At 67.9% G+C, this 21,622-nt stretch carries 17 protein-coding genes; 14 read left to right on the forward strand and 3 right to left on the reverse strand.

From position 1 onward, the window contains the following. Positions 1-357 precede the first annotated feature (357 nt). Positions 358-2,739: a fused MFS/spermidine synthase gene (locus tag IT306_02825; protein ID MCC7367326.1), complete on the forward strand. Its 2,382-nt coding sequence runs from the start codon at positions 358-360 to the stop codon at positions 2,737-2,739. A gap of 11 nt (positions 2,740-2,750) precedes the next feature. On the opposite strand, the gene IT306_02830 is transcribed toward IT306_02825, so the two are convergent. Then, on the reverse strand, positions 2,751-2,972 hold the full coding sequence (locus IT306_02830; GenBank protein ID MCC7367327.1) for a hypothetical protein: 222 nt from the start codon (positions 2,970-2,972) through the stop codon (positions 2,751-2,753). An 83-nt stretch (positions 2,973-3,055) separates the two neighbouring features. On the opposite strand from IT306_02830, the gene IT306_02835 reads away from it, so the two are divergent. Next, entirely contained in the window at positions 3,056-4,483 is a 1,428-nt protein-coding gene (locus IT306_02835) for a hypothetical protein (protein ID MCC7367328.1), read from the forward strand. A 102-nt stretch (positions 4,484-4,585) separates the two neighbouring features. Here IT306_02835 and IT306_02840 read toward each other — a convergent pair whose 3' ends face one another. After that, positions 4,586-5,200: a hypothetical protein gene (locus IT306_02840; protein ID MCC7367329.1), complete on the reverse strand. Its 615-nt coding sequence runs from the start codon at positions 5,198-5,200 to the stop codon at positions 4,586-4,588. A 476-nt stretch (positions 5,201-5,676) separates the two neighbouring features. Between IT306_02840 and IT306_02845 the strand changes: the two genes are divergently transcribed. From IT306_02845 to IT306_02860, 4 genes are all read left to right on the forward strand, one after another. Beyond that, a complete protein-coding gene (locus IT306_02845) occupies positions 5,677-6,615 on the forward strand; it encodes a PEP/pyruvate-binding domain-containing protein (protein ID MCC7367330.1) in 939 nt (312 codons plus the stop codon). 147 nt (positions 6,616-6,762) lie between these two features. After that, positions 6,763-8,457, forward strand: a complete 1,695-nt coding sequence (locus tag IT306_02850; GenBank protein ID MCC7367331.1) for a hypothetical protein — start codon at positions 6,763-6,765, stop codon at positions 8,455-8,457. Positions 8,458-8,570: 113 nt separating this feature from the next. After that, positions 8,571-9,485, forward strand: a complete 915-nt coding sequence (locus tag IT306_02855) for a fumarylacetoacetate hydrolase family protein (GenBank protein MCC7367332.1) — start codon at positions 8,571-8,573, stop codon at positions 9,483-9,485. A gap of 142 nt (positions 9,486-9,627) precedes the next feature. Beyond that, complete coding sequence (locus IT306_02860; GenBank protein ID MCC7367333.1) at positions 9,628-10,119, forward strand: VOC family protein; 492 nt, start codon at positions 9,628-9,630, stop codon at positions 10,117-10,119. A 224-nt stretch (positions 10,120-10,343) separates the two neighbouring features. Here IT306_02860 and dgoD read toward each other — a convergent pair whose 3' ends face one another. Further along, positions 10,344-11,483: a galactonate dehydratase gene (gene dgoD / locus IT306_02865; protein ID MCC7367334.1), complete on the reverse strand. Its 1,140-nt coding sequence runs from the start codon at positions 11,481-11,483 to the stop codon at positions 10,344-10,346. A gap of 360 nt (positions 11,484-11,843) precedes the next feature. Between dgoD and IT306_02870 the strand changes: the two genes are divergently transcribed. The 8 genes from IT306_02870 to IT306_02905 all read left to right on the forward strand — a co-directional run bounded on the left by IT306_02870 (position 11,844) and on the right by IT306_02905 (position 21,585). Then, the gene (locus tag IT306_02870) at positions 11,844-13,328 is read left to right on the forward strand and encodes an extracellular solute-binding protein (GenBank protein MCC7367335.1); all 1,485 of its coding nucleotides are present in this window, start codon (positions 11,844-11,846) and stop codon (positions 13,326-13,328) included. A gap of 1 nt (position 13,329) precedes the next feature. Beyond that, a complete protein-coding gene (locus IT306_02875; protein ID MCC7367336.1) occupies positions 13,330-14,262 on the forward strand; it encodes a sugar ABC transporter permease in 933 nt (310 codons plus the stop codon). Further along, a complete protein-coding gene (locus tag IT306_02880) occupies positions 14,255-15,121 on the forward strand; it encodes a carbohydrate ABC transporter permease (protein MCC7367337.1) in 867 nt (288 codons plus the stop codon). Before IT306_02875 ends, IT306_02880 begins: the two co-directional genes overlap by 8 nt. Positions 15,122-15,365: 244 nt before the next feature. Next, positions 15,366-17,363: an ABC transporter substrate-binding protein gene (locus tag IT306_02885; protein ID MCC7367338.1), complete on the forward strand. Its 1,998-nt coding sequence runs from the start codon at positions 15,366-15,368 to the stop codon at positions 17,361-17,363. Positions 17,364-17,488: 125 nt separating this feature from the next. Further along, complete coding sequence (locus tag IT306_02890; GenBank protein ID MCC7367339.1) at positions 17,489-18,493, forward strand: ABC transporter permease; 1,005 nt, start codon at positions 17,489-17,491, stop codon at positions 18,491-18,493. Position 18,494: 1 nt separating this feature from the next. Continuing rightward, on the forward strand, positions 18,495-19,406 hold the full coding sequence (locus IT306_02895) for an ABC transporter permease (GenBank protein MCC7367340.1): 912 nt from the start codon (positions 18,495-18,497) through the stop codon (positions 19,404-19,406). A gap of 47 nt (positions 19,407-19,453) precedes the next feature. Then, positions 19,454-20,539 (forward strand): ABC transporter ATP-binding protein, encoded by a 1,086-nt coding sequence (locus IT306_02900; GenBank protein MCC7367341.1) that lies wholly within the window; start codon positions 19,454-19,456, stop codon positions 20,537-20,539. Continuing rightward, positions 20,536-21,585: an ABC transporter ATP-binding protein gene (locus tag IT306_02905; GenBank protein ID MCC7367342.1), complete on the forward strand. Its 1,050-nt coding sequence runs from the start codon at positions 20,536-20,538 to the stop codon at positions 21,583-21,585. Before IT306_02900 ends, IT306_02905 begins: the two co-directional genes overlap by 4 nt. Positions 21,586-21,622: the final 37 nt, after the last annotated feature.

The raw sequence follows: 21,622 nt of genomic DNA on the forward strand, positions 1-21,622 counted from the left end.
CAGCATCCCGATCACCCGGTACACTGTCTCTTGCATCGAGCCACCCGGTCGTTTCGTCGAGTCTGAACACCCCGACGGTACACCACCGCGTGGCTCGTTTGCTGTCCCCCTCCTCTCCGCCAGCCCCGGACGTCAGCTGCTACCGGAAACCAGAGTCAAACCCCGACTGCGCATCTTGCGACGTTCTGGGAACGCCGACGACGCTGCACGACGTGCCCAACGTGCAGGCGTCCTGGCTCGCACTCGACAAAAGACGGGCGGCGGCGGGGCGCTCTGCTATACTCGCGCCCGCCTCGGATCCGGACGCAGCAGCCTGTTGCCCCCCGAGACGCTCCCTCTCTAAGGACGGGCACCTGCATGACGACCGTTGCGGCCGCTCCGGCGGTCCGAACGCGCCCTGCTGACCGAACGAGCCGTCTGGTCTGGTGGCTGGTTCTCCTCTTTTTCCTGTCTGGAGCGTCCGGCCTGGTCTACCAGGTGCTCTGGGTTCGGATGCTCTCACTCTCGTTCGGTATCACGGTCTACGCGGTGACCGTCGTGCTGGCAAGCTTCATGGGCGGGCTGGCCCTCGGCAGCTTCTTCGGCGGCCGGCTGGCCGAGCGCATCCAGCGTCCGTTGCTGGTCTACGCCATCATCGAGATCGGCGTGGCGCTGGTGGCGATCCTCACGCCGAGCGCCCTGACGTGGCTCCAGTCAGCTTACCCGGCCGTTGCCCGATCCGTCGGCGACAGCGAAGCGATCCTGACGGTCGTCCGCGTTATCATGGCGTTCGCGGTGCTGGCCGCCCCGACGACGTTGATGGGCGCCACCCTGCCGATCATCGTCAAGTCCTCGCTGGCCCGCTACGGCGATCTGCCCGGGCGCATCGGCCTGCTCTACTCCGCGAACACCTTCGGCGCGATCTTCGGCACGATGCTGGCCGGCTTCTGGCTGATCGGCGGGATCGGCATCAGCGCCTCGATCATCCTGGCCGCCAGTGTCAACGCGCTGGTCGGGCTGATCGCCTTTCTGCTCCAGCGGTTCGTGATCCGCGAGGGCGAGACGCGCGTCGAGGAGTCCGACGACGCCGTTGCCGCCACGTCCTCTGACACGACGCCCGCCTACTCGGCCCGCATCCGCACCGCCACGCTCGTCGCCTACGGCCTGAGCGGCCTGATCTCGTTCGCGCTCGAAGTCTCGTGGACCCGCATGCTCTCGCTGATGCTCGACACCTCGATCTACGCCTTCGTTACGATGCTCTCGATGGTGCTGATCGGCATCGCCCTCGGCAGCGCCGTCGTCACGCCGTTGATGCGGCGCAAGGTGAACGTGCCGTTGCTGTTCGCGGCATTGGAGCTGGGCATCGCCATCGGCGGCATCTGGGCGATCTGGGCCGTCTCGAACCTTGCCGAGATCCGCGGCTTCCTCGAAGCGACGCGCGGCCTGCGCCGGCTGGCGGCCACCTCGACCAACTTCAATTTCGTGGTGGCGGCGGTGACGATCCTGCCGACCACCTTCATGATCGGCGCGACGTTCCCGCTGGCCGCCCGCATCTACACGGTGGGGCTGGATCGGTCGTCGGAGCGGCTCGGCCAGATCTACGCCGTCAATGTCTTCGGCGCGATCTTCGGCTCGATGCTCGGCGGCTTCGTGCTGCTGCCGCTGCTCGGGACGCAGGCCTCGCTGCTGCTGCTCTCGGTGGCGTCGCTCGGGCTGGCGGGCTTGCTGCTGCTGGCCTCAGACTGGCGGACGCTGCCCTCGCGGGCGGTGCTCACGGCGGCCGGCACGGCGGCGTTCATCGTGCTGTGGATCGCCAAGCCAGACCTCTACCATGCACTGTTCTCGATCCGCTTCAAGGACTCGCAAGTTGAGTGGTTCCGCGAGGGCATCGAGACGACGGTGTCCATCGTCAGGAACCCGGAGGGCGTGCGGACGCTCTACACGAACAGTCGCGGGCAGGCCAACGACGAGCCGGGGCTGGTCCAGTACCACCGCAAGATCGCACACACGCCGCTGCTGGTCCGCGCCAGGGCGCAGGACGTGCTGATCGTGGGCCTGGGGGCGGGGCACACGGCCGGCTCGATCCTCCAGCACGAGGGCACGCGGGTCCAGGTGGTCGAGCTGTCGGATGCCATCGTCGAGGGGGCCGAGCGGTTCTCGGCGGTCAACTACGACGTGATGCACAACCCGAATCTCTCGATTCGGATGGGCGACGGCCGCAACTTCCTGCTGACCTCGACCCAGAAGTACGACATCATCACCACCGACACGATCCAGCCGCTCGACGCTGGCAGCACCAACCTCTACTCTGCCGAGTACTACCGGCTGGCGCTGGCCTCCTTGAAGCCTGACGGGGTGATGGCCCAGTGGATCGGCCCGCACGACGACTACCAGTACAAGACGATGCTGCGGACGTACCTGGCAGTCTTCCCGCACGTCACGCTCTGGCTGACGGCTGATCTGGTGATCGGCAGCCGCGAGCCGATCCAACTGGACATGGCCGAGACGGCGAAGCGGTTCGAGTCGCCGCGCGCCCGAGAGGCGTTGCGGCAGGCTGGCTTCGGCGGCGTGGAGGAGGTGCCCGAGGCGTTCGTGGCGACCCGCGACGAGATCGCGGAGTTCGTCGGCCCCGGCCCGATCCTCAGCGACGACCGCCCCTTCATCGAGTACTACCGCTCGCTGCCCGGGCGCGGGCAGGGCGCGCCGCCCGACATCTGGAACAGCTTCAGCCGCGACCCGCGGAAGGTCATCAAGCGGTAGCCAGTCATACCTTACGGCTCGGGTGCCCGGGCGGCTGCATCCGCGAGCGTTGCCAGGGCGTCGCGCAGCGCGCAGAAGCCTGGCGACCGGTTGCGGATCTCGTACGGCTGCGTCTCCACTCGGGCCTTGCTCAGAATGCCAACATCGAACGATGCCTGTTCACGCTGCATCTTGAGGGCATCGCAGTCGCCATCGTCTCGCTCCAACGCCAGCACGCAAAGAACAGACTCCACGAACCTCTTGATGCAGTGGATCCTAATGAACTACTGTAGCCGTATCTAATAGGCGTCGACTTTCCGAGGGTGGGAGTAGCTCCATGTCGATCTGGCGTACCGTCATATCCGTCCTTATGGTCTTCATGCTGACCGCGTCAGCCGCCGTCGCCCAGTGCGACGATGAGCCAGTTCCAGCCAGCTCGGGCGCAAACGAGCCGAAGCCGATGAGCACAGCGTCGGCAGCCGTCGATACGGCGTTCGGCGCTGCCGGGATGGCCCGCCTCTCCCTGGATGGCAACGCACGCTTCATGGCCGTCGCCATTGCGCCAGACGGCGGCATCTTTGCGGCGGGGTTCATTACGGTCGGCGGCGATCAGGCCATGGCGGTGGCGAGGCTGACGCCCGCTGGTACGCTTGACTCGACCTTCGGCACGAACGGTATCGCGTCGGTCAACGTCTCCCCGGGTAAGACCGGCGAGCTTGCTCGCAGCGTCGTGCTGCAGAACGACAAGATCCTGATCTCGGGGCCGATTGAGCGCGATGTCAGCGCGGCGGGGGACGCCGCTCGCGATACCGACATCGCCGTCGTCCAGTTCGACCGGCGCGGACAGCTCGATCCGTCCTTCGGCCAGGGTGGCATCGCTCGGATCGACCTCGGGACCGGCCGCGTCACCACCGGTACGACCTTTGTCGGCGATACGTCCTGGGGCATGGATGCGATGCGGGGCGGCCGCATCATCGTGTTCGGTTCGAAGCTCGCCGACGGCCCCGACCGTACCGACACCGACTACGTGGTGGTCGGGCTCACAAGCAACGGTGCGCTCGATCCTGAGTTTGGGGCCAACGGCATGGTCGTCGTTGACCTGAACAAGAGCGGTGACAGCCCCCGCAACATCATCGTACAGGGCGACGCCAAGATCGTCACCAGTGGCTACTCGTCCAGCGGCGGCGTCGTCCGGCCAGTCCTTATCCGGCTCTCGGCGAACGGCATCCTCGACCCGTCATTCGGCGACGGCGGCATCGCCACCGACACGGTGCTCCCCGGCGTGACCGAGGCCTACAACGTCACGCGGCACGGAAGCGACTACGTGGCAGCAGGCTACGGACGCGGCGCGGATGCCAATGAGAAGGTTGACCTGGTCGCCTATCGGTTCCACGGCGACGGCAAGCGCGACCTCAACTTCGGCATCGGCGACGGCGTGACCCGGATCAATATCGCCGACGACGACGACCGAGCGCGCAACATCCTGGCGCTGCCGGACGGTCGGCTGGTGGCGGTTGGGAGCGGCAAGCGCACTGCCAGCGACATCGATGGGATGGTGGTTCTGCTCGCGCAGAACGGCAAGCTCATCGAGGAGTTCGGCGAAGGCGGCAAGCTCATCACCGACATCGGCGGCCCGAACGACTCCTGGTACGGCGTTGCGCTGACGCCAGACAAGTCGGCGGTCATCGTGGCTGGCTTCATGGGCGCCGATCTGTCAGGCAACGCTGGCCCAGATCAGGCGGTCGTGATGCGCATCAAGATCTAGGCGCCAGATCACAGGCGCCTGGACACCTTCCAACCCGTGTGGCGGGCCGAAGCAACGCCCGCCACACCGCGTCGAGGGCGCGGTCAGCCGGCCTGGTGGGCGTCATGGGCCCCAGGTGTGGTCTCCGGAGGCCTTCTGGCGGACCACGCTCAGCGGGTCTCCGCGATGCTTCCGCGAGCCCCGGATGGCGCGGATGAACTGGCGCACCTGCGAGGCTGGCTCGGTCTGGCGGGCGTAGTCCGTCGGGAACGGCCCGTAGGCCCGCCAGTGTCCGTAGTCAAACGACGGAGAAAAGGGCTGCCCGTTCTCGATGGGCTTCTGGGCGATGAACTGGAAGTAGCCGAGCGCCGAGCTGTTCAGGCAGTCCGCGCCGCCCCGGAAGACGCCGCCAGCCTCGCCCGCCAGCATGAACGGGTTCAGGTCCGGGCACTCGCCGGGGAAGCGCTCGCCCAGCACGACGGCGCACATCGCCTGCCGCCAGCTACCGCGCGCACCGGCCTCCAGGATGCCCTCGGCGGTCAGGCCAGCATCCATCGCCGCCTGGAAGATGGCGCGCCGCCGCTCGAAGGGGATCTGATTGAACTGCTCCATCGCCGCGCGTCGGACCGGCTGGCCTGCTGGATCCCAGAAGTTCTCCCGCGCGATGGCCGCCCCGAGGGCCGGAGTCCACGCCGCACGGAGCGTGCTGCCGCTGGTCCGGCTGTCGATATCGCTCATATGCGCCTTCCCATCCCCTTGTCTGGTTGGCTGATCGGTCGTGTCCGTGCCGGCCGGCCGCGCCGAGACGTGCCCCAGACGACGACGCCCTTGCATGCATCCGAACACTCTCGATGTGCCCGGGAGCACAGTCCTGCCTGGGCCGGCGCGGCCGGTCATCGGCCCAGCGTGGCCGCCTGACGCGTCCGCTCGCACTCGCTGAGCGTCCTGACTGTGCCGTGCAGGCAACCTTCTGTTTTGGGCTACCTCTTATGGCTCGACAAAACCGCGCCACGCAGCGCAACCGGACGCGCCGTCGTCGCGGCTGCGAGAAGGGGATCTCGTGTTGCGCGCCACTGTCAAGCAGCCGACATCTCGGAGAGTCACCCACCGTGAGGAAAACGCTGCCTTCGAGTAGCTGTCAGCGGTATAACGCCCTCTGCCTCGCCGACGTGGCCCGCACACGCCGACGCAGCACGCAGCAGGGAGGGTGTGAGATGGCGGCGGAACCGGCGCGGCAAGCAGCACCGAGCGTGAGCGCGCCGCTCACTGCGCGGCACGAGATCGTCTGGTTGGGGGAGCCGCACGCCGAGGTGCGCGGGCTGGTGGGCGGCAAGGTTGCGCCGCTCAGCCGGCTGGCCGCCCGCTACCGTGTGCCCGGCGGCTTCTGCCTGACGACGGATGCCCACCAGCTGGCGGTGGTGGGCGGCCATGCGCTCCCGGCCTCCCTTCAGCGCCGGGTCGCCGAGGCGTACGGGCGGCTGGCCGAGCAGACCGGTCAGGCCCAGCCGTCCGTCGCGGTGCGCTCGTCGGCGGTCGACGAGGACGGCGCGGAGACGTCCTTCGCCGGCCAGCACGACACCTACCTGAACGTGATCGGCGCGGAGGCCGTCGGCGCGGCGATCGTCCGCTGTTGGGAGTCGGCGCGTGCGCCGCGCGTGCTGGAGTACCGCCGGCAGCACGGCCTCGCCACCGATGGCGCGAGCATCGCCGTGCTGGTTCAGCAGCTCGTGGTGGCGGACGTCTCGGGCGTGGTGTTCAGCGCCAACCCGCTGACCGGCAACCGTGACGAGGTGGTGGTCAACGCCAGCTGGGGCCTGGGCGAGAGCGTCGTGGGCGGCAGCGTGACGCCGGACACCTTCGTGGTGCGGGCGACCGGCGATCCGGCCGGCTGGCAGGTGACGGTGCGCACCGTCGCCGAGAAGCGCAAGATGACGGTCGCGGTGGCTGGCGGCACCCGCGAGGTCGACGTGCCGCGCCTGATGGCCCGGCAGCCGTCGCTGTCGGACGCGCAGCTTCGGGAGATGGCCGGCCTCGCCCGCGATCTCGAAGCGACGATGGGCTGGCCGGTGGATATCGAGTGCGCCTACCGCGACGACGTGCTCTACCTGCTCCAGTGCCGCCCAATCACGACGCTGGCAGCCGCCGGACGGTAGGCGAACGGCAGGCGCATCAGGCGGGCGGCTGACCCGGCGGCGGCTGACCCGGCGGCGGCTGACCCGGCGGCGGTGCGCTCGTGTATCGGCGTGGTCTCGGATCGACGTGGACGTGTGGGAGGCCCCGCGGGGCCATCAGGAGGGACAGTGACGCAGCTTGACGAGCGGCAGCCTGAGTCGGCGGTGGGGACCGCCAACGCAGCGCCATTTCCGGTGGAGTGGGAGCACCCATCCGATGCGGGCATCTTCTGGCAGCAGGATCGGATGCACTTCCCCGACCCGATGACGCTGATGGATCACAACTTCGTGAAGATCGTCCATCAGCACGGCTTCAACTGTGCGGCTGCACGTTACCAGCTGCCCATTCGGGCGGCGGTCCGGCGGTTCAACACCTATCACTACGACTCGATGGCGCCCCACATTCCCCCCGAGCAGGTGGAGGCTCAGGGTAAGCTGGCCGAGGCCGAGGTGCAGCCGGTCATCGAGCGGCTGGGTGAGCTCTGGGAGCGCGAGTACCTGCCGGAGCTGAAGGCGTACCTCGCCGCCTGGCAGGCGTACGATCTCAATGGTGCGGATACCCCTGCCCTGCTGGCCCACCTCGACTGGACGCTGGACAGGCTGAAGCGTGTCTGGGAGATCCACTTCCTGATCGCCTTCCCGATGCTGCTGGCGATCTCCCTCTTTGACGACTTCTACCGCGACCTCTTCGGGGACGAGGACGCCTTCCAGGCGTATCGACTGCTTCAGGGCTTCGACAACAAGACCCTCGAGAGCAACCGCGAGCTGTGGAGCCTCAGCCGGCACGCCGTGGCCGATCCGCCGGTCCGCGCCGTCTTCGAGACCGTCCCAGCCGGCGAGATCGTGGCGGCGCTGGAGGCCACCCCCGAGGGGCGCGCCTTCCTGGGCCAGCTGCAGGGCTTCCTGTCGGCGTTCGGGCGGCGCGGCGACACCTGGGGGCTGCGCCAGCCCGGCTGGATCGAGAATCCAGCATCGGTGCTCCGCAATCTGAAGGAGTATGTCCAGCAGCCAGACCGCGACCTTGCCGCCGAGCGCGCCGCCCTGATCGAGGAGCGCGAGCGGCTGGTGGCCGAGACCCGCGAGCGGCTCCAGGGCTACCCGCGCCCGGTCGTCGGGCAGTTCGAGGGGCTGCTGGCGGCGGCGCAGGTCGCCAACGTCCTGTCCGAGGAGCACGGCTTCTGGATCGACTTCAGCACGACCTACGAGGTCCGGCTGGTGATCCTGGAGCTGGGCAAGCGGCTGACCTCAGGCGGCGTGCTCGACGCTGCTGACGACGTCTTCCTGCTGAGCCTGGACGAGCTGCGGGAGACGGCCGCCGCCCTGCCGGGCCAGGCGCGGCAGGCGCTGGTGGCCGAGCGCAAGGCCGAGCTGGCGCACGCCGCCACCCTGACGCCGCCGCCGGGCCTGGGCACGCCGCCGTCTGGCCCGCCGCCCCAGGATCCCATCGGCCGGGCCATCGTCAAGATGTTCGGGGCCGGCCCGCCACCCCCCTCCGAGACGCCCTCCGAGCTGCGCGGCAGCGCCGGCTCGCCGGGCAAGGTGACGGGCACGGCGCGCGTGGTCCGCTCGCTGGACGAGGCCGACCGGGTCCATCCTGGCGACGTCCTGGTGGCCGAGTTTACGGCCCCACCCTGGACGCCCCTCTTCGCGACGGCCTCGGCGGTGGTCACGGACGCCGGCGGCATCCTGAGCCACTGCGCCGTGGTGGCCCGCGAGTACGGCATCCCGGCCGTCGTCGGGACGGCCCGCGCCACGGCGGTCATCCAGGACGGGCAGACCGTCGAGGTGGACGGCAACGCCGGGCTGGTCCGCATCCTCGACTGACGACACCGCCGCCAATCTCAGCCGATCACCCACCCTTCTGCCTGCCGCTGCGCCGACGCACTATCATCGGGCAGGCTCACACGCAGCGGGGCGTGCAGCGCAGGAGGGTACCTATGAAGCTCCTCTTCTTCGACGACTTCAAGCTCGGCGTGCTCAAGGGCGAGTCGGTGGTGGATGTCTCCGCCGTGGTGCAGGAGATCCCCCATCTCGGGCCGCACGACCTGCTCAACGGGCTGATCGAGCGGTTTGCGGAGTACCGCCCGAAGCTGGAAGCGGCCGTCGAGCGCGGCGCGGGCGTGCCGGTCAGCAGCGTGCGGATCCGGCCGCCGGTGCCGAAGCCGTTCACCATTGTCTGCATGGCTGTCAACTATATGGAGGATGGTACCCGCTCCGAGCCGGCCCCGATCAACGCCTTCCAGAAGTCCCCGAACGCCATCATCGGCAACGGCGACACGATGGTGCTGCCTGACATTCCGGCCACCATCTTCGAGGGCGAGGCGGAGGTCGCCATCGTCATCGGCAAGCGTGCCACCCAGGTCAAGGCCGCCGACGCACTGAAGTACGTCTTCGGCTACATGAACTTTGTGGACGGCTCGGCCAGAGGCGTTCCGGCCTTCTACCAGATGAAGTCGCGCGAGACGTTCGCGCCCATCGGGCCGTACCTCGTGACCGCCGACGAGATCGCCGATCCCCAGAAGCTCCAGGTGAAGCTCTGGAACAACGGCGTCGTCATGCAGAATTTCAACACCGATGACATGGCGCACAAGATCGCGCGGTGCATCGAGTGGGTGACCTCGATCCACACCCTCGAAGCCGGCGACATCCTGGCGACGGGCACCAACCATCGTGGGCTGAACCCGTTCATGGACGGCGACACGGTCGAGATCGAGACGGAAGGGCTGGGCCGCCTGACCTTCAAGGTGAAGGACGACCTCAAGCGGACCTGGGCCCGCGAGACCCGGCTCCAGCGCCAGGAGCAGGGCCACGAGGACGCCACGCCGCAGACCGGCGGCAAGTACGCGAAGTGACGGGCGGCCCTCACCCCCCGGACCAAGTCGAGCCACCGGGCCTGTGCGCGGGAGAGGGGGTCGGGGGTGAGGGCCTTCGCTCAATAGACCGCCGTGACGAGCTGGCATCGCTGCCAGCATCTCCTGATCGAGGAGGATCAGCATGCCTCGCGTTACGCGCCTCGGACACACCGGCATCTTCGTTCGCGATCTCGACACCATGCGCGCCTTCTACACCCGCGTCCTCGGGCTGACCGTCACCGATGAGGACGCCGGGCGCGGCATGGTCTTCTTCAGCTCGCGGCCCCACGAGGAGCACCACGAGTTCGTCATCATGCGGGGCCGGACCGGCCCTGAGGATGCCCAGGTGGTGCAGCAGATCTCCTGGCACGTGGACAGCCTGGAGGACCTGCTCGGGTTCCACCGGCTGCTGCAGGCTGAGGGCGTGACCGTCGAGCGGGAGATCACCCACGGCATCGCCATCGCGATCTACTTCTTCGACCCTGAAGGCAACCGCATCGAGGTGTACTGGGCAACCGACAAGGACATCCCGCAGCCGTTCGGGCGAGCGGTCGACCTGGATCAGCCGGCCGAGGCCGTGCTGGCGCAGGCCGAAGCGCTCATCGCCGGCATCCCCGAGCGCACCCGCGGCTGACGGGCCACCCATCTGGATAGGCAGATTATCAAGACCGCTGCGCGGAAGAACCCTGTCATCCTGAGCCCCCTGTCATCCTGAGCGTAGCGAAGGACCTCACCCGCTGACGCGAGAGATGACGGTCAGCGGGTGAGGTCCTTCGCTGCGCTCAGGATGACAGGGGGCAGCACGCACGCTTTGCACGAGATGACGGCCTGCGCCAGTGTCTACTGGTCCACCACTGTCTACTGGTCCACCACCGACCCGTCTACGTTGAGCCGTGTGCCGACCGGGCGCGGCTTCGGCGGGAACTTCTCGCGCACGTCGTCGATCAGCTCCACGCCGATGCCTGGCCCTTCAGGAATCAGCAGGAAGCCGTTCTCGACCCGCAGCCGCTCCTTGAGCAAGTCCTTGTCCGGCGTCTCGTCGGCGTGGTCCGGCAGCTCCTGAATCGCCAGGTTGGGGATCGATGCGTCGAGCTGCAAGCAGGCTGCCGTGCTGACCGGCGAGAGCGGGTTGTGCGGGATCACGAACTTGTGGTGCGCTTCGGCCAGCGCCGCGATCTTCTTCGCGCCCGAGATCCCCCCTGCCACGCAGACGCAGATCCGCACGTACTGGGTCGCCCGCCGCTCCAGCAGCATCTGGAACTCGTGGATGCCCATCAGCCGCTCGCCGGTGGCGATGGGGATGCCGATCTGGCTCGCCACTTCGGCCATCGCGTCGAAGTTGTCGGGCAGGATCGGGTCTTCGTAGAACATCGGCCGGTACTGCTCGATGGCCCGCCCCAGCACGATGGCCTCGGCCGGCGAGAGCCGCCGGTGGATCTCCAGGCAGAGATCCACGTCGTTCCCGACCGCCTCGCGGTAGCGGCGGACGTTCTCGATGGCCCCTTCGATCTTCGCCGCGTGGGTCTGGAAGTAGGTCTGGCTGCGGGCCTCGTCGAGGAACGGGTTCAGGTGCCCGACGGCCGTGTAGCCGGCCTCCTTCGCCTCGACGCACTTCTCCACCTGGGCGTCGATGGTCGGCCCCTTGACGTGGTAGTAGACCCGCGCCTTGGTGCGGGTCTTGCCGCCCAGCAGCTCGTACACTGGCACGCCGAACGACTTGCCCTTGATGTCCCAGAGGGCGATGTCGATGGCGGAGATCGCGCCCATGATCGCCGAGCCGCGGAAGTGGCCGGAGCGGTACATCACGTTCCAGTGGTGCTCGATCGGCGACGGGTCCTTGCCGACAAGGTAGTCGCCGAACTTGGCGATGGCCGCCGCCGAGGCCTCAAGATGGCCCCAGGTGCCGGACTCGCCGACCCCCACCAGCCCCTTGTCGGTCGTGATCCGCACGAACAGGTACCGGTCGATCAGCATGGGCTCGACAGAGACGATCTTCATCCGCCACCTCGCGACATGTCTGGGCTGGCCGGCGTCCTCGCTGACGGGCGCCCAGTCTGGTGAGAACGGCCCAGCACGTGCAGCGCCGCTCCTCACTGCTTTCCTGCGACTCCGGCTGTGGAAATAGCGCAAACGGTGAGTGCTACAACCTTTCAGCGACGCCCAAAGTGCTTTGACACGGTATCAGAGCGCTGCTATCGTGTGCACGCGGACAGTACATGCATGGTCGCGTGTATATCTAAGATGCTGTGGCAGCCAGTCTGTGGTGACTGGCGTGCGCGCAGGCGGGGAGATGCGATGATGCAACCCGAAGCTCAGGGTGCGCCCCCTTCCGTCGCCCGACGTGTGAGCCGTCGGCAGGTGCTGCTGTGGATCGGTGCGGCGACAGCGCTTCCGTTGGCAGCGGCCTGCGGCCAGCCGGCGGCGGCCCCCGCCAAGCCGGCCGAGCCTGCGAAGCCAGCGGCCACTGCCGTGCCAGCAGCCCCGGCCGCCCAGCCCCAGCCCACGGTGGCGAAGCCAGCGGAGGCCGCCAAGCCGGCCGAGGCGGCCAAACCGGCCGAGTCGAAGCCGGCTGAGGCTGCCAAGCCAGCCGAGGCGGCCAAACCGGCTGCCCAGGCGCCGGCCGCCGGTGCGCCGGCCGGCACCCTGATCTTCTGGATGTACAAGACCCGTCTCGACCCGTTCGACAAGTACCGCACCGAGCGCATCCAGGCCTGGGGCAAGCAGGCCAACGTGCCGGTCGAGGTCGTCGAGATCGGGACCAGCGACTACGGCAAGCGCATCCCGGCCGCCATCGAGTCGAAGACGATGCCCGACGTGCTGGAAGCCGGCGACGAGTGGACCCAGCTGCTCCAGCCGCGTGGGTTGATCGCCGATCTGAGCGCGCTCTACAAGAAGATCGACGGCGAGCAGAAGTTCGCGCCGGGCGCGACGGCCGTCTCGACCTGGCCGGACGGCAAGCAGTACATCCTGCCCATCGGCACCTCGGCCAACCTGATGATCTCGCGGGACGACCTGCTCAAGGACGCCGGCCTGACGCCGCCGCCGAAGACCTGGGTGGAGTTGTTCGAGTACTCCGCCAAGGCCCAGAAGCCGCCGCGCTTCTTCGGGCTGGGGCAGGCGCTCAGCAACACCTCGGACGCCAACCTCTGGGTTGAGGTGCTGCAGTCCTACGGCGTCCGCTTCGCCGACGACGCCGGCAAGCAGGTGACCTTCGGCAACTTCCAGAAGGAGGCGGTCGAAGTCATCCAGATGGTGCTGGACGGCTACAACACGAAGAAGGTCTTCCCGCCGGGCGTGCTGACCTGGGATCAGACCGGCGACAACGACGCCTTCCAGTCCGGCCGCACGATGTTCGCCTTCAACCCGCTGAGCATCCCGGCCTGGATCCGCGACAACAAGCCGGACATGCTGCCGGGCGTCGGGACGTACCTGAAGCCGGCCGGCCCCAAGATGCATGTCCAGCCGGTCGGGGCGGTCGCCATGAGCGTCAAGGCCGACAGCCCCTTCCGTGAGAAGGCCCTGGACTTGCTGTACTTCCTGTACGACAAGGAGTACTTCAAGGAGTACTGGCCGAAGTCCCAGTGGGGGCCGACGACCGAGGCCCACTACGACAATCCGGCGTTCAACCAGAGCTGGCTCAAGGTCCGCGTCGATCTTGCGAAGACCGGCAAGCCGGCCGCCTGGCCGGACACCCAGAATCAGGCCTGGGCCGAGATGAACACGGCCTTCGTGATCCCGCGCATGCTCCAGTCCTGCATCAGCGACGGCAAGAAGCCAGAGGAGGCGTTCCAGGTCGCCGCCGAAGAGATCAGCACGATCTACAAGAAGTACGAGAAATCCTGAGATGGCCGCCGGATCGCCCAGCGTCTCGGTGCAAGCGCCGACGCAGCCGGCCGCCGGCAGACGCCCGCTCTTCCAGCGCGAGCCGGTGCTGGGCTGGCTGCTGCTCTCGCCGGTCCTGCTGGTGATGCTGGTGCTGGTGGTCTGGCCGATGCTCACGGCGATCTGGATTGCCTTCACGGACAAGAGCATCGGCCGGGACGCTACCTTCGTCGGGCTGGCGAACTTTACGCAGGTCGTGTCGTCGCCGCGTTTCCTCCGGGCCATCCAGCAGTCGCTGGTGTTCACGGTCGTCGCCATCGTCCTGAAGTTTGCGCTCGGCATGGCGATGGCGCTCGTGCTGAACCGGGCCTTCTTCGGGCGGAACGTTCTGCGGGCCTATTTCCTGGTGCCGTGGATCCTCCCCGGCTTCGTAGCCTACATGATGTGGCGCTGGTTCCTGGACCCGCTTCAGGGCGTCCTCAACTACGCGCTGACCGATCTCGGGCTGATCTCGTTCCCGCTGGAGTTCCTGAGCAGCCCGAAGATGGCCCTCCCTTCGGTGATCGTGGCCCACGTCTGGCGCAGCTTCCCGTTCTTCGGGGTGGCGTTCCTGGCCGGCCTCCAGAACATCCCCTCGGAGCAGTACGAGGCCGCCGCCGTGGACGGCGCGAACGGCTGGCAGAAGTTCCTCTACATCACCATCCCAGGGCTGCGGCACGTGATCCTGGTAGTGCTGATGCTGGCGACCATCTGGACGTTCAACGCCTTCGAGCCGATCTACCTGCTGACTGGCGGTGGCCCGGCCGACGCCACGATGGTCTACACGGTGCTGGCCTACGAGATGGGCATCGTCAACATGCGGCTCGGGGAGGCGTCGGCGGTGCCGGTGCTGATCCTGCCGATCCTCGGCCTCTTCATCGTGGCCTTGAGCGGGGTGATGAGCCGTGATGAGTAGCAGCCGCGCCATCAGCCGGCCGGCCGGCAGCCCGCTGGGCCGCATCACGAACGCCGTGCCGGCCGCTCTGGTGGTCGTCTTGCTGACCGCCTTCGTCTCGCTGCCGCTCTACAGCATGGTCGTCACGGCCTTCAAGACGGACAAGGAGATCTACGACGACTTCTCCTACATCCCGCGCCAGCCGACACTGATCCAGTTTCAGCGGGTGATCGTCGGGGAGCGGTTCTTCGTCAACATCCAGAACAGCCTGATCGTCGCGACCACCGCGACGGTCGTGGCGATCTCGATGAGCGTGCTGGCGGCCTTCGCGGTCGTGCGGCTGCGCTTCCGGGGGCGGGTCTGGGTGGCCCGCCTGATCCTCTTCAAGTACTTGCTGCCCACCACGCTGATCTACATCCCGCTCTTCCTGGTGGTCAACGGCCTGGGGCTGGCGAACACGCTCCAGTCGCTGATCTTCACCTACCTCTCGTTCTCGATCCCCTTCGCGACGTGGCTGCTGATGGGCTACTTCCGGGGTATCCCGGCCGAGCTTGAAGAGCAGGCGATGATCGACGGCTGCTCGCGGATCGGCGCGATGATCCGGGTGTTGCTGCCGCTGGCCGCCCCGGGCGTCGTCGCCGCGTCGATCTTCACGTTCACCGGCGCCTGGAACGAGTTCTTGCTGGCGCTGGTGTTTATCAATCGGCCAGCCTTGCAGACGGTGCCGGTCAAGCTCTCGGGGATGATCGTCGGCGACCAGTACGTCTGGGGCGCGATCATGGCCGGCGCGATCCTCGCCTCGCTGCCGGTGGTCTTGCTCTACTTCCTGGCGCAGCGCTTCGTGGTGGCCGGGCTGGCGGCGGGGGCGGTCAAGGGCTAGCGATCGCGGCGTCTGCTCGCATCTGACCAGCAACTCTACGCATCCGATCGTCGGAGATCGGACGGTCCAGACCTGGCAACTTCATGAGGGGTTGAGGCAGGACGCCTCGTCCGGCGCCCGCCCAACCCCTCACCACTCTGGCATTGGAGGCGCTTTACCCCGACGCGCGGAACGCGGAGCGCAATCGTCGTAGCAACCACCGATCACGTTGTTGTGGTGACCCGTCATGGAGGACAGGGGGTTCATGGTGCAGCGACTTTCCCGCCGACGTTTCTTGCTCCTTTCCGGAACGACCATCAGCGCGATCGCGCTCACGACGGCCTGCCAATCCCAGGCCGTGCCGTTGCCGCCGGCCGGCGCGCAGCCAACGACGGCTCCCAAGCCGGCCGAGCAGAAGCCGGCAGCGGCCGGCGCGCCCGCGCAGTCGGCCCCGGCCGGGCAATCGGCCCCGGCCGCCCAGGCTCCGGCGCAGGCTGCTCCACCGGCGCCCGCCGCGCAGCCAGCGGCTGCCCAGCCGCCCGCCCCGGCCGCCGGCGGCGATGCGCCCGCCAGCGGGGTCAACCGCAAGGAGACGGTCATCATGAGCGTCTCCGACGACCTGAACCAGTTCGCGGATCCGGAGATCTTCAACCCGTTCCTGACGGGGGCCAAGCGCACCGGCTGGCATTTCGCCTACGAGCCGCTCTACTTCTACAACCCCTGGTTTACCAAGGAGGTCACCGCCCCGCCCGGCCTCCAGGGCAAGGACGGCGAGATCCCCTACCTCGCCACCGGCTACGAGTACAGCAAGGACTACACCGAGCTGACGCTCAAGCTGCGGCCGGGCGTGACCTGGAGCGACGGCAAGCCGTTCCAGGCCAGCGACGTGGTATTCACGCTCAACATGCTCCGCGAGAACGCCCCGAAGCTGGTGTTCGCCTCGGACATGAAGCTCTGGATCAAGGACGTCACCGCGCCGGACCCGCAGACGGCGAAGATCACCTTCAACATGCCGGCCCCGCGCTTCATGTTCCAGTACATCCAGTGGCACCAGGACGCCGGCTTCCCCATCGTCCCGGAGCACGTCTTCAAGGGCCAGGATCCGCTCACCTTCACCAACCTCGATCTGGCGAAGGGGCCGCCCGTGGTGACCGGGCCGTGGAAGCTGACCAGCTCCACTCCCGGCCAGAAGATCTTCGAGCGGCGCGACGACTGGTGGGGCGTCAAGGCCGGCTTCAGCAAGCTGCCGGCCGTCAAGAAGGTCATCGTCCTGCCGCACTACGAAGACCCGAAGCTGACCCAGCTTCTCGCGGCCGATCAGGTCACGGCCACCCACAACATCCAGCAGCCGGCCGACGCCGAGGTCATCCTGCAGCGGAACCTGAACATCCTCGTCCGCAGCGCGGACAAGGTGAAGCCGTGGGGCTGGCTCGACTGGTACACCAACTGCCTCAGCTTCAACTGCATGAAGGCGCCGTTCGACGATCCCGAGGTGCGTTGGGCTGTCAACTACGCCATCGACCGCAAGTCGATCGTAGACATCGGGTTCAAGGGCGACACCGAGGCGACGCTGCTCCCCTTCCCGACCTACCAGCCGATGATCCCCTACTTCGATGCGGTCAAGGATCTCCTCCAGAAGTACCCCGTCGGCACTTATGACCCCTCCAAGACCGACCAGATCATGGAGTCCAAGGGGTACAAGCGCGACTCCGAGAAGCTCTGGGTCAAGGACGGCCAGCGCATCTCGACCATCATCATCCTGCCGCCGGGCTTCTTCCAGAACTTCGCGCCGCTGATCGTCACCCAGCTTCGCGATGCCGGCTTCGACGCCTCGTTCAAGTCGCCGAGCAACGCCGCCACGCTGATGCAGACCGGCGATCTGGATGCCTTCATCCAGGGCCACACCGGCAGCATCACCGACCCATACCAGACGCTGGACCACTACAACGCCCGCTGGGTCAAGCCCATCGGCGAAGTGGCCGAGCGCCCGTACCGCTGGTCCAACAAGGAGTTCTCCGACCTCGTGGACAAGATGGGGGCCATGCACCCGAGCAACTCGGCGTTCATGGACACTTACCGCCAGGCGATGGAGATCTGGCTCAAGAACCTGCCAGACGTCCCCACGATCCAGTGGTACCTGATCCTCCCGGTCAGCGGGACGGACTGGAAGGGCTGGCCGGACTCGAAGACGCCGTACTGCGCGCCATCGCTCTGGCATCGCGGCTCGGCCGGGCTGGTACTGAATACCATCCAGCCGGCCTGACCGATCCATCGCAGCGGCCGGGCGCCCGTGACGGCGCTCGGCCACCACGTTCGGCGTACCGCCGTTGGGGCGCCGCTGTTCGGCCGCCCAACGGCGAGAACCAGCACGAGGGTCGGTAGACCACCATGCGACTCGACTATCTCGTTCGTCGGCTCATCCAGTTCCTGGTTGTCCTCTGGGGTGCGGCAACGCTCAACTTCATCCTGCCGCGCCTGGCGCCCGGCAATCCCGTCCGCGAGCGCCTCCTGAGCGCGCTGGCGACGGGCGGCTACCAGCAGGCGGGCATCGAAGAGATGGTGCGCGCCTACAACGAGCAGTTTGGCCTGGACAAGCCGCTCTGGGTCCAGTACCTGCTCTACATCCAGCACGCCTTCCAACTGGACTTCGGCTACTCCATCGCGAGCTACCCGTCGAAAGTCCTGAACCTGATCATGGCGGCGCTCCCCTGGACCATCAGCCTGCTGCTGGTCTCCACCCTGATCTCGTTCGCGCTGGGGACGCTGCTCGGCGCGCTGATGGCGTGGCCGCGCTCCCCGAAGTTCCTGCGGCACCTCGTCCTGCCGATGATGGCGCTCTCGGCCATCCCGTACTACCTGCTCGGGCTGGTGCTGGTCTACGCGCTCGGCATCGCCCTGCCGCTCTTCCCGATCTCCGGCGGGTTCGCCGTGGGCACCCTCCCCAACTGGAGCTGGGGCTTCTTCCAGGACGCCATCTACCACTCGATCCTGCCGGCCTTTTCGATTGTGCTCTCGGCGGTCGGGTTCTGGGCCATCGGCATGCGCGGCATGATGGTCACCACCGAGGGCGAAGATTACGTCGTCTACGCCGAGGCGAAGGGCATCCCGGATCGCGGCATCTTCCTGCACTACGCCCTCCGCAACGCGATCCTGCCGCAGTTGACCTCGCTGGCCCTCTCGCTGGGCACCGTCGTGTCGGGGGCCGTCGTCGTCGAGATCGTGTTCGGGTATCCAGGCGTCGGCTCGCTGCTGTTCCAGGCCATCGCCGCGCTCGACTACTTCGTGATCTACGGGGTGGTCTTCATGACGGTGCTGGCCATCGCCGTCGCCACCATCTTGCTCGACCTGACCTACCCGCTGGTCGATCCGCGCATCTCGTACCGGGGGGCCTGACATGGCGGACCTCTCGCTTGCCCTTCCCCCGCGTGCCCGGGCCGTCTCGGCCGCGCCGAGCAGGCTGGACGTCTTCCGCGACTACGCCCGCCGCAACCCCGAGCTGATCGTCGGCCTCGTGGTCGTGGGCGCGCTGCTCGCCATCGGGCTGATCGGCCCGCTCTTCGTGGACGTGCGGCAGGCCCAGCCGATGCGCGCCGTGCCCGGCCAGCCGCCGAGCGCCCGCTACCTGCTCGGCACCGACGACCAGGGCCGCAACCTGTTGGCCGTGATGGTGGCTGGCCTGCCGCTGACCCTGAAGGTCGGGTTCCTGGCTGGCGCTGTCGGCCTGAGCATCGGGACGCTGCTCGGCCTGACGGCCGGCTACCTGGGCGGCACGGTGGACACCGTCATCTCGATGATCGTGGACATCATCCTGACGGTGCCCGGCCTGCTGATCCTGATCACCATCGCCGCCTCGATCAAGACGTTCATCAGCGTTGAGGTGCTGGCGCTGGTGGTCGCCTCGCTGGCGTGGCCGCGCCCCACCCGCACCATCCGCTCGCAGGTGCTGACCCTCCGCGAGCGCGGCTACATCCAGGTGGCGCGGCGCTCCGGCCTGGGCACCCCCGAGATCATCCTGTTCCAGTTGCTGCCGAATCTCCTCCCGTACCTGGCGGCCAGCTTCGTGACGGCGGTCTCGGCCACCATCCTGGCGTCCATCGGCCTGGAGGTGCTCGGGCTTGGCCCGCAGAACGACCCGACGGTCGGCCAGACGATCTACTGGGCGATCAAGTACAACGCGCTGCTCCGCAACATGTGGTGGTGGTGGATCCCGCCGATCCTGGTCGTCGTGCTGATGTTCGTGGGGCTGTTCCTGATCTCGTCCGGCCTGGACGAGGTCGCCAATCCCCGCCGTCGGAGGGTTGTGTGAGCGCACCACAGGCGACTCTCCCCCGCCCGCCGACCACCGCCGGCGACGTGCTGACCGTCCGCGACCTGCGCGTCCACTACCACACCCTGCGCGGCCCGGTCCGGGCCGTGGATGGCGTCAGCTTCGCGCTGCGGGCCGGCGAGCGCCTCGGCCTCGTCGGGGAGTCTGGCTCCGGCAAGTCCACCATGGCGCTGGCGCTGATGCGGATGATCAAGCCGCCCGGCCGCATCGAGGGCGGCGAGGCGATCCTCGACGGCGTCAACCTGCTGGCCCTCTCCGAGGAGGCGATGCGCCGCGCCCGCCTCGCCGACATCGCGATGGTGGCGCAGGGCGCCATGAACTCGCTCAACCCGGTCCGGCGGGTCCGCGACCAGATCTCAGACGCCGTCGCGGCGCACGGCGGCATCGTCCAGGCCCGCAACGGCAGCGCCTGGCGCTCGGACGCCCGTGGCTTCATCCCGGAGCTGCTGGGGCGCGTCGGGCTGGCGCCGTCCGTGGCCGGCATGTACCCGCACCAGTTGAGCGGCGGCATGAAGCAGCGCGTCTGCATCGCCATCGCCATCAGCCTCCGGCCGAAGGTGATCGTCGCCGACGAGCCGACCAGCGCCCTGGACGTGGTCGTCCAGCGGCAGATCATGGAGACGCTCCGCTCGGTGCAGGAGGAGATCGACGCCGCCGTCATCCTGATCGGGCACGACATGGGGCTGATGGCCCAGTTCGTTCACCGCCTGGGCGTCATGTACGCTGGCAACCTCGTCGAATTGAGCGACGTGCTGGATGTGTTCGACGCACCGATGCACCCGTACACGCAACTGCTGATCGCCAGCCTGCCCTCGCTCGAGCGGAAGGGCGTCTTCCAGGGCATCCCTGGTCTGCCGCCCTCGCTGCTCGACAAGCCAGCCGGCTGCGCCTTCCGGGCGCGCTGCCCACAGGCGATGACCGTCTGCGAGACGGATGAGCCGCCGTTGCTGGAGGCCCGCCCGCGCCGGTGGGTTGCCTGCCACCTCTACGCGTCGTCGGTGGTCAGCCCTCAGGTGTCAGAGGCTGGGCGGCTCGCCACGGCCTCCCCCGTGCTCGATCCTCTGTCCGATGCCGTGCCGCCGACGACGGGACCGAGGACGGACCAGCCATGACTGAGAACGCGCGCACTGCAGCGCCCCTGCTCGAAGCCCGCAACGTCACGAAGGTGTTCGGCGGCGGCCTGATGGACCGCACGAAGACGACCGCCCTGGCCGACTTCTCGCTGACCATCGCCAACAGCCCGCCGTCGATCACCGCCATCGTCGGGGAGAGCGGCAGCGGCAAGACGACCCTGGCCCGCCTGCTGCTCGGCCTCGTCGAGCCGACCACCGGGCAGGTGCTGTACGACGGCACGGACGTCCAGAAGCTCAGCAAGCAGGGCTGGAAGGAGTACCTGCGGCAGGTCCAGGTGATCTTCCAGGATCCGTACGAGGTCTACAACCCCTTCTACAAGGTGGACACCGTCCTGGAGACGCCCGTCCGCAAGTTCGGGCTGGCGTCCTCGAAGGCCCAGGCTCGCGACCTGGTCGAGGAGACGCTCCAGGCGGTCGGGCTGCGGCCGGAGGAGACGCTCGGGCGCTACCCCCACCAGTTGAGCGGCGGCCAGCGTCAGCGCATCATGGTGGCCCGCGCGCTGATCGTGCGTCCGCGCATCATCATCGCCGACGAGCCGGTCTCGATGGTGGACGCCTCGCTGCGCGCCACGATCCTCGCCAGCCTCGTCAAACTGAACCGCGACTTCGGCATCTCGCTGGTCTACATCACCCACGATCTGACCACCGCGTATCAGGTCAGCGAGAACATCGTGGTGCTGTATCGCGGCACCGTCGCCGAGGCTGGCAGCGTCGAGCAGGTCGTGCGCGGGCCGCGCCACCCGTACACGCAGCTACTGGTCGGGTCGGTGCCGCGCGCCGATCCCCGCCATCCCTGGCTGGGCGAGGAGGAGGCCTCCCGCGAGGCCGCTCGGGCGTCCACGCAAAGCTGCGCCTTCGCCAGCCGCTGCCCGCATGCCCTGCCGGCCTGCATCGAGCAGCACCCGCCGCTCTACCAGCCCGATCCGCACTGCATCGTCGCCTGCTACCTGCACCGCGAGTCGCCCGTCATCGAGCGGGACGCCCTGAGCCGGGCGTTCGTGCAGGCCGCCCCGACCCGCGTCTGATCTCACCGTCATCCACGCATCTGGCTCCCCCTCTCCC

It is taken from the genome of Chloroflexota bacterium (assembly GCA_020850535.1).
Classification (GTDB): Bacteria; Chloroflexota; UBA6077; order UBA6077; family JACCZL01; genus JADZEM01.

What these genes read in the sequence shown, in the direction of transcription:
- IT306_02845 (MCC7367330.1), top strand. Translation starts at nt 5,677, where the DNA reads ATGGCGGCGGAACCGGCGCGGCAAGCAGCACCGAGCGTGAGCGCGCCG.
- IT306_02835 (MCC7367328.1), top strand. Translation starts at nt 3,056, where the DNA reads ATGTCGATCTGGCGTACCGTCATATCCGTCCTTATGGTCTTCATGCTG.
- IT306_02855 (MCC7367332.1), top strand. Translation starts at nt 8,571, where the DNA reads ATGAAGCTCCTCTTCTTCGACGACTTCAAGCTCGGCGTGCTCAAGGGC.
- IT306_02905 (MCC7367342.1), top strand. Translation starts at nt 20,536, where the DNA reads ATGACTGAGAACGCGCGCACTGCAGCGCCCCTGCTCGAAGCCCGCAAC.
- IT306_02880 (MCC7367337.1), top strand. Translation starts at nt 14,255, where the DNA reads ATGAGTAGCAGCCGCGCCATCAGCCGGCCGGCCGGCAGCCCGCTGGGC.
- IT306_02895 (MCC7367340.1), top strand. Translation starts at nt 18,495, where the DNA reads ATGGCGGACCTCTCGCTTGCCCTTCCCCCGCGTGCCCGGGCCGTCTCG.
- IT306_02875 (MCC7367336.1), top strand. Translation starts at nt 13,330, where the DNA reads ATGGCCGCCGGATCGCCCAGCGTCTCGGTGCAAGCGCCGACGCAGCCG.
- IT306_02860 (MCC7367333.1), top strand. Translation starts at nt 9,628, where the DNA reads ATGCCTCGCGTTACGCGCCTCGGACACACCGGCATCTTCGTTCGCGAT.
- IT306_02885 (MCC7367338.1), top strand. Translation starts at nt 15,366, where the DNA reads ATGGTGCAGCGACTTTCCCGCCGACGTTTCTTGCTCCTTTCCGGAACG.
- IT306_02840 (MCC7367329.1), bottom strand. Translation starts at nt 5,200, where the DNA reads ATGAGCGATATCGACAGCCGGACCAGCGGCAGCACGCTCCGTGCGGCG.
- IT306_02825 (MCC7367326.1), top strand. Translation starts at nt 358, where the DNA reads ATGACGACCGTTGCGGCCGCTCCGGCGGTCCGAACGCGCCCTGCTGAC.
- dgoD (MCC7367334.1), bottom strand. Translation starts at nt 11,483, where the DNA reads ATGAAGATCGTCTCTGTCGAGCCCATGCTGATCGACCGGTACCTGTTC.
- IT306_02890 (MCC7367339.1), top strand. Translation starts at nt 17,489, where the DNA reads ATGCGACTCGACTATCTCGTTCGTCGGCTCATCCAGTTCCTGGTTGTC.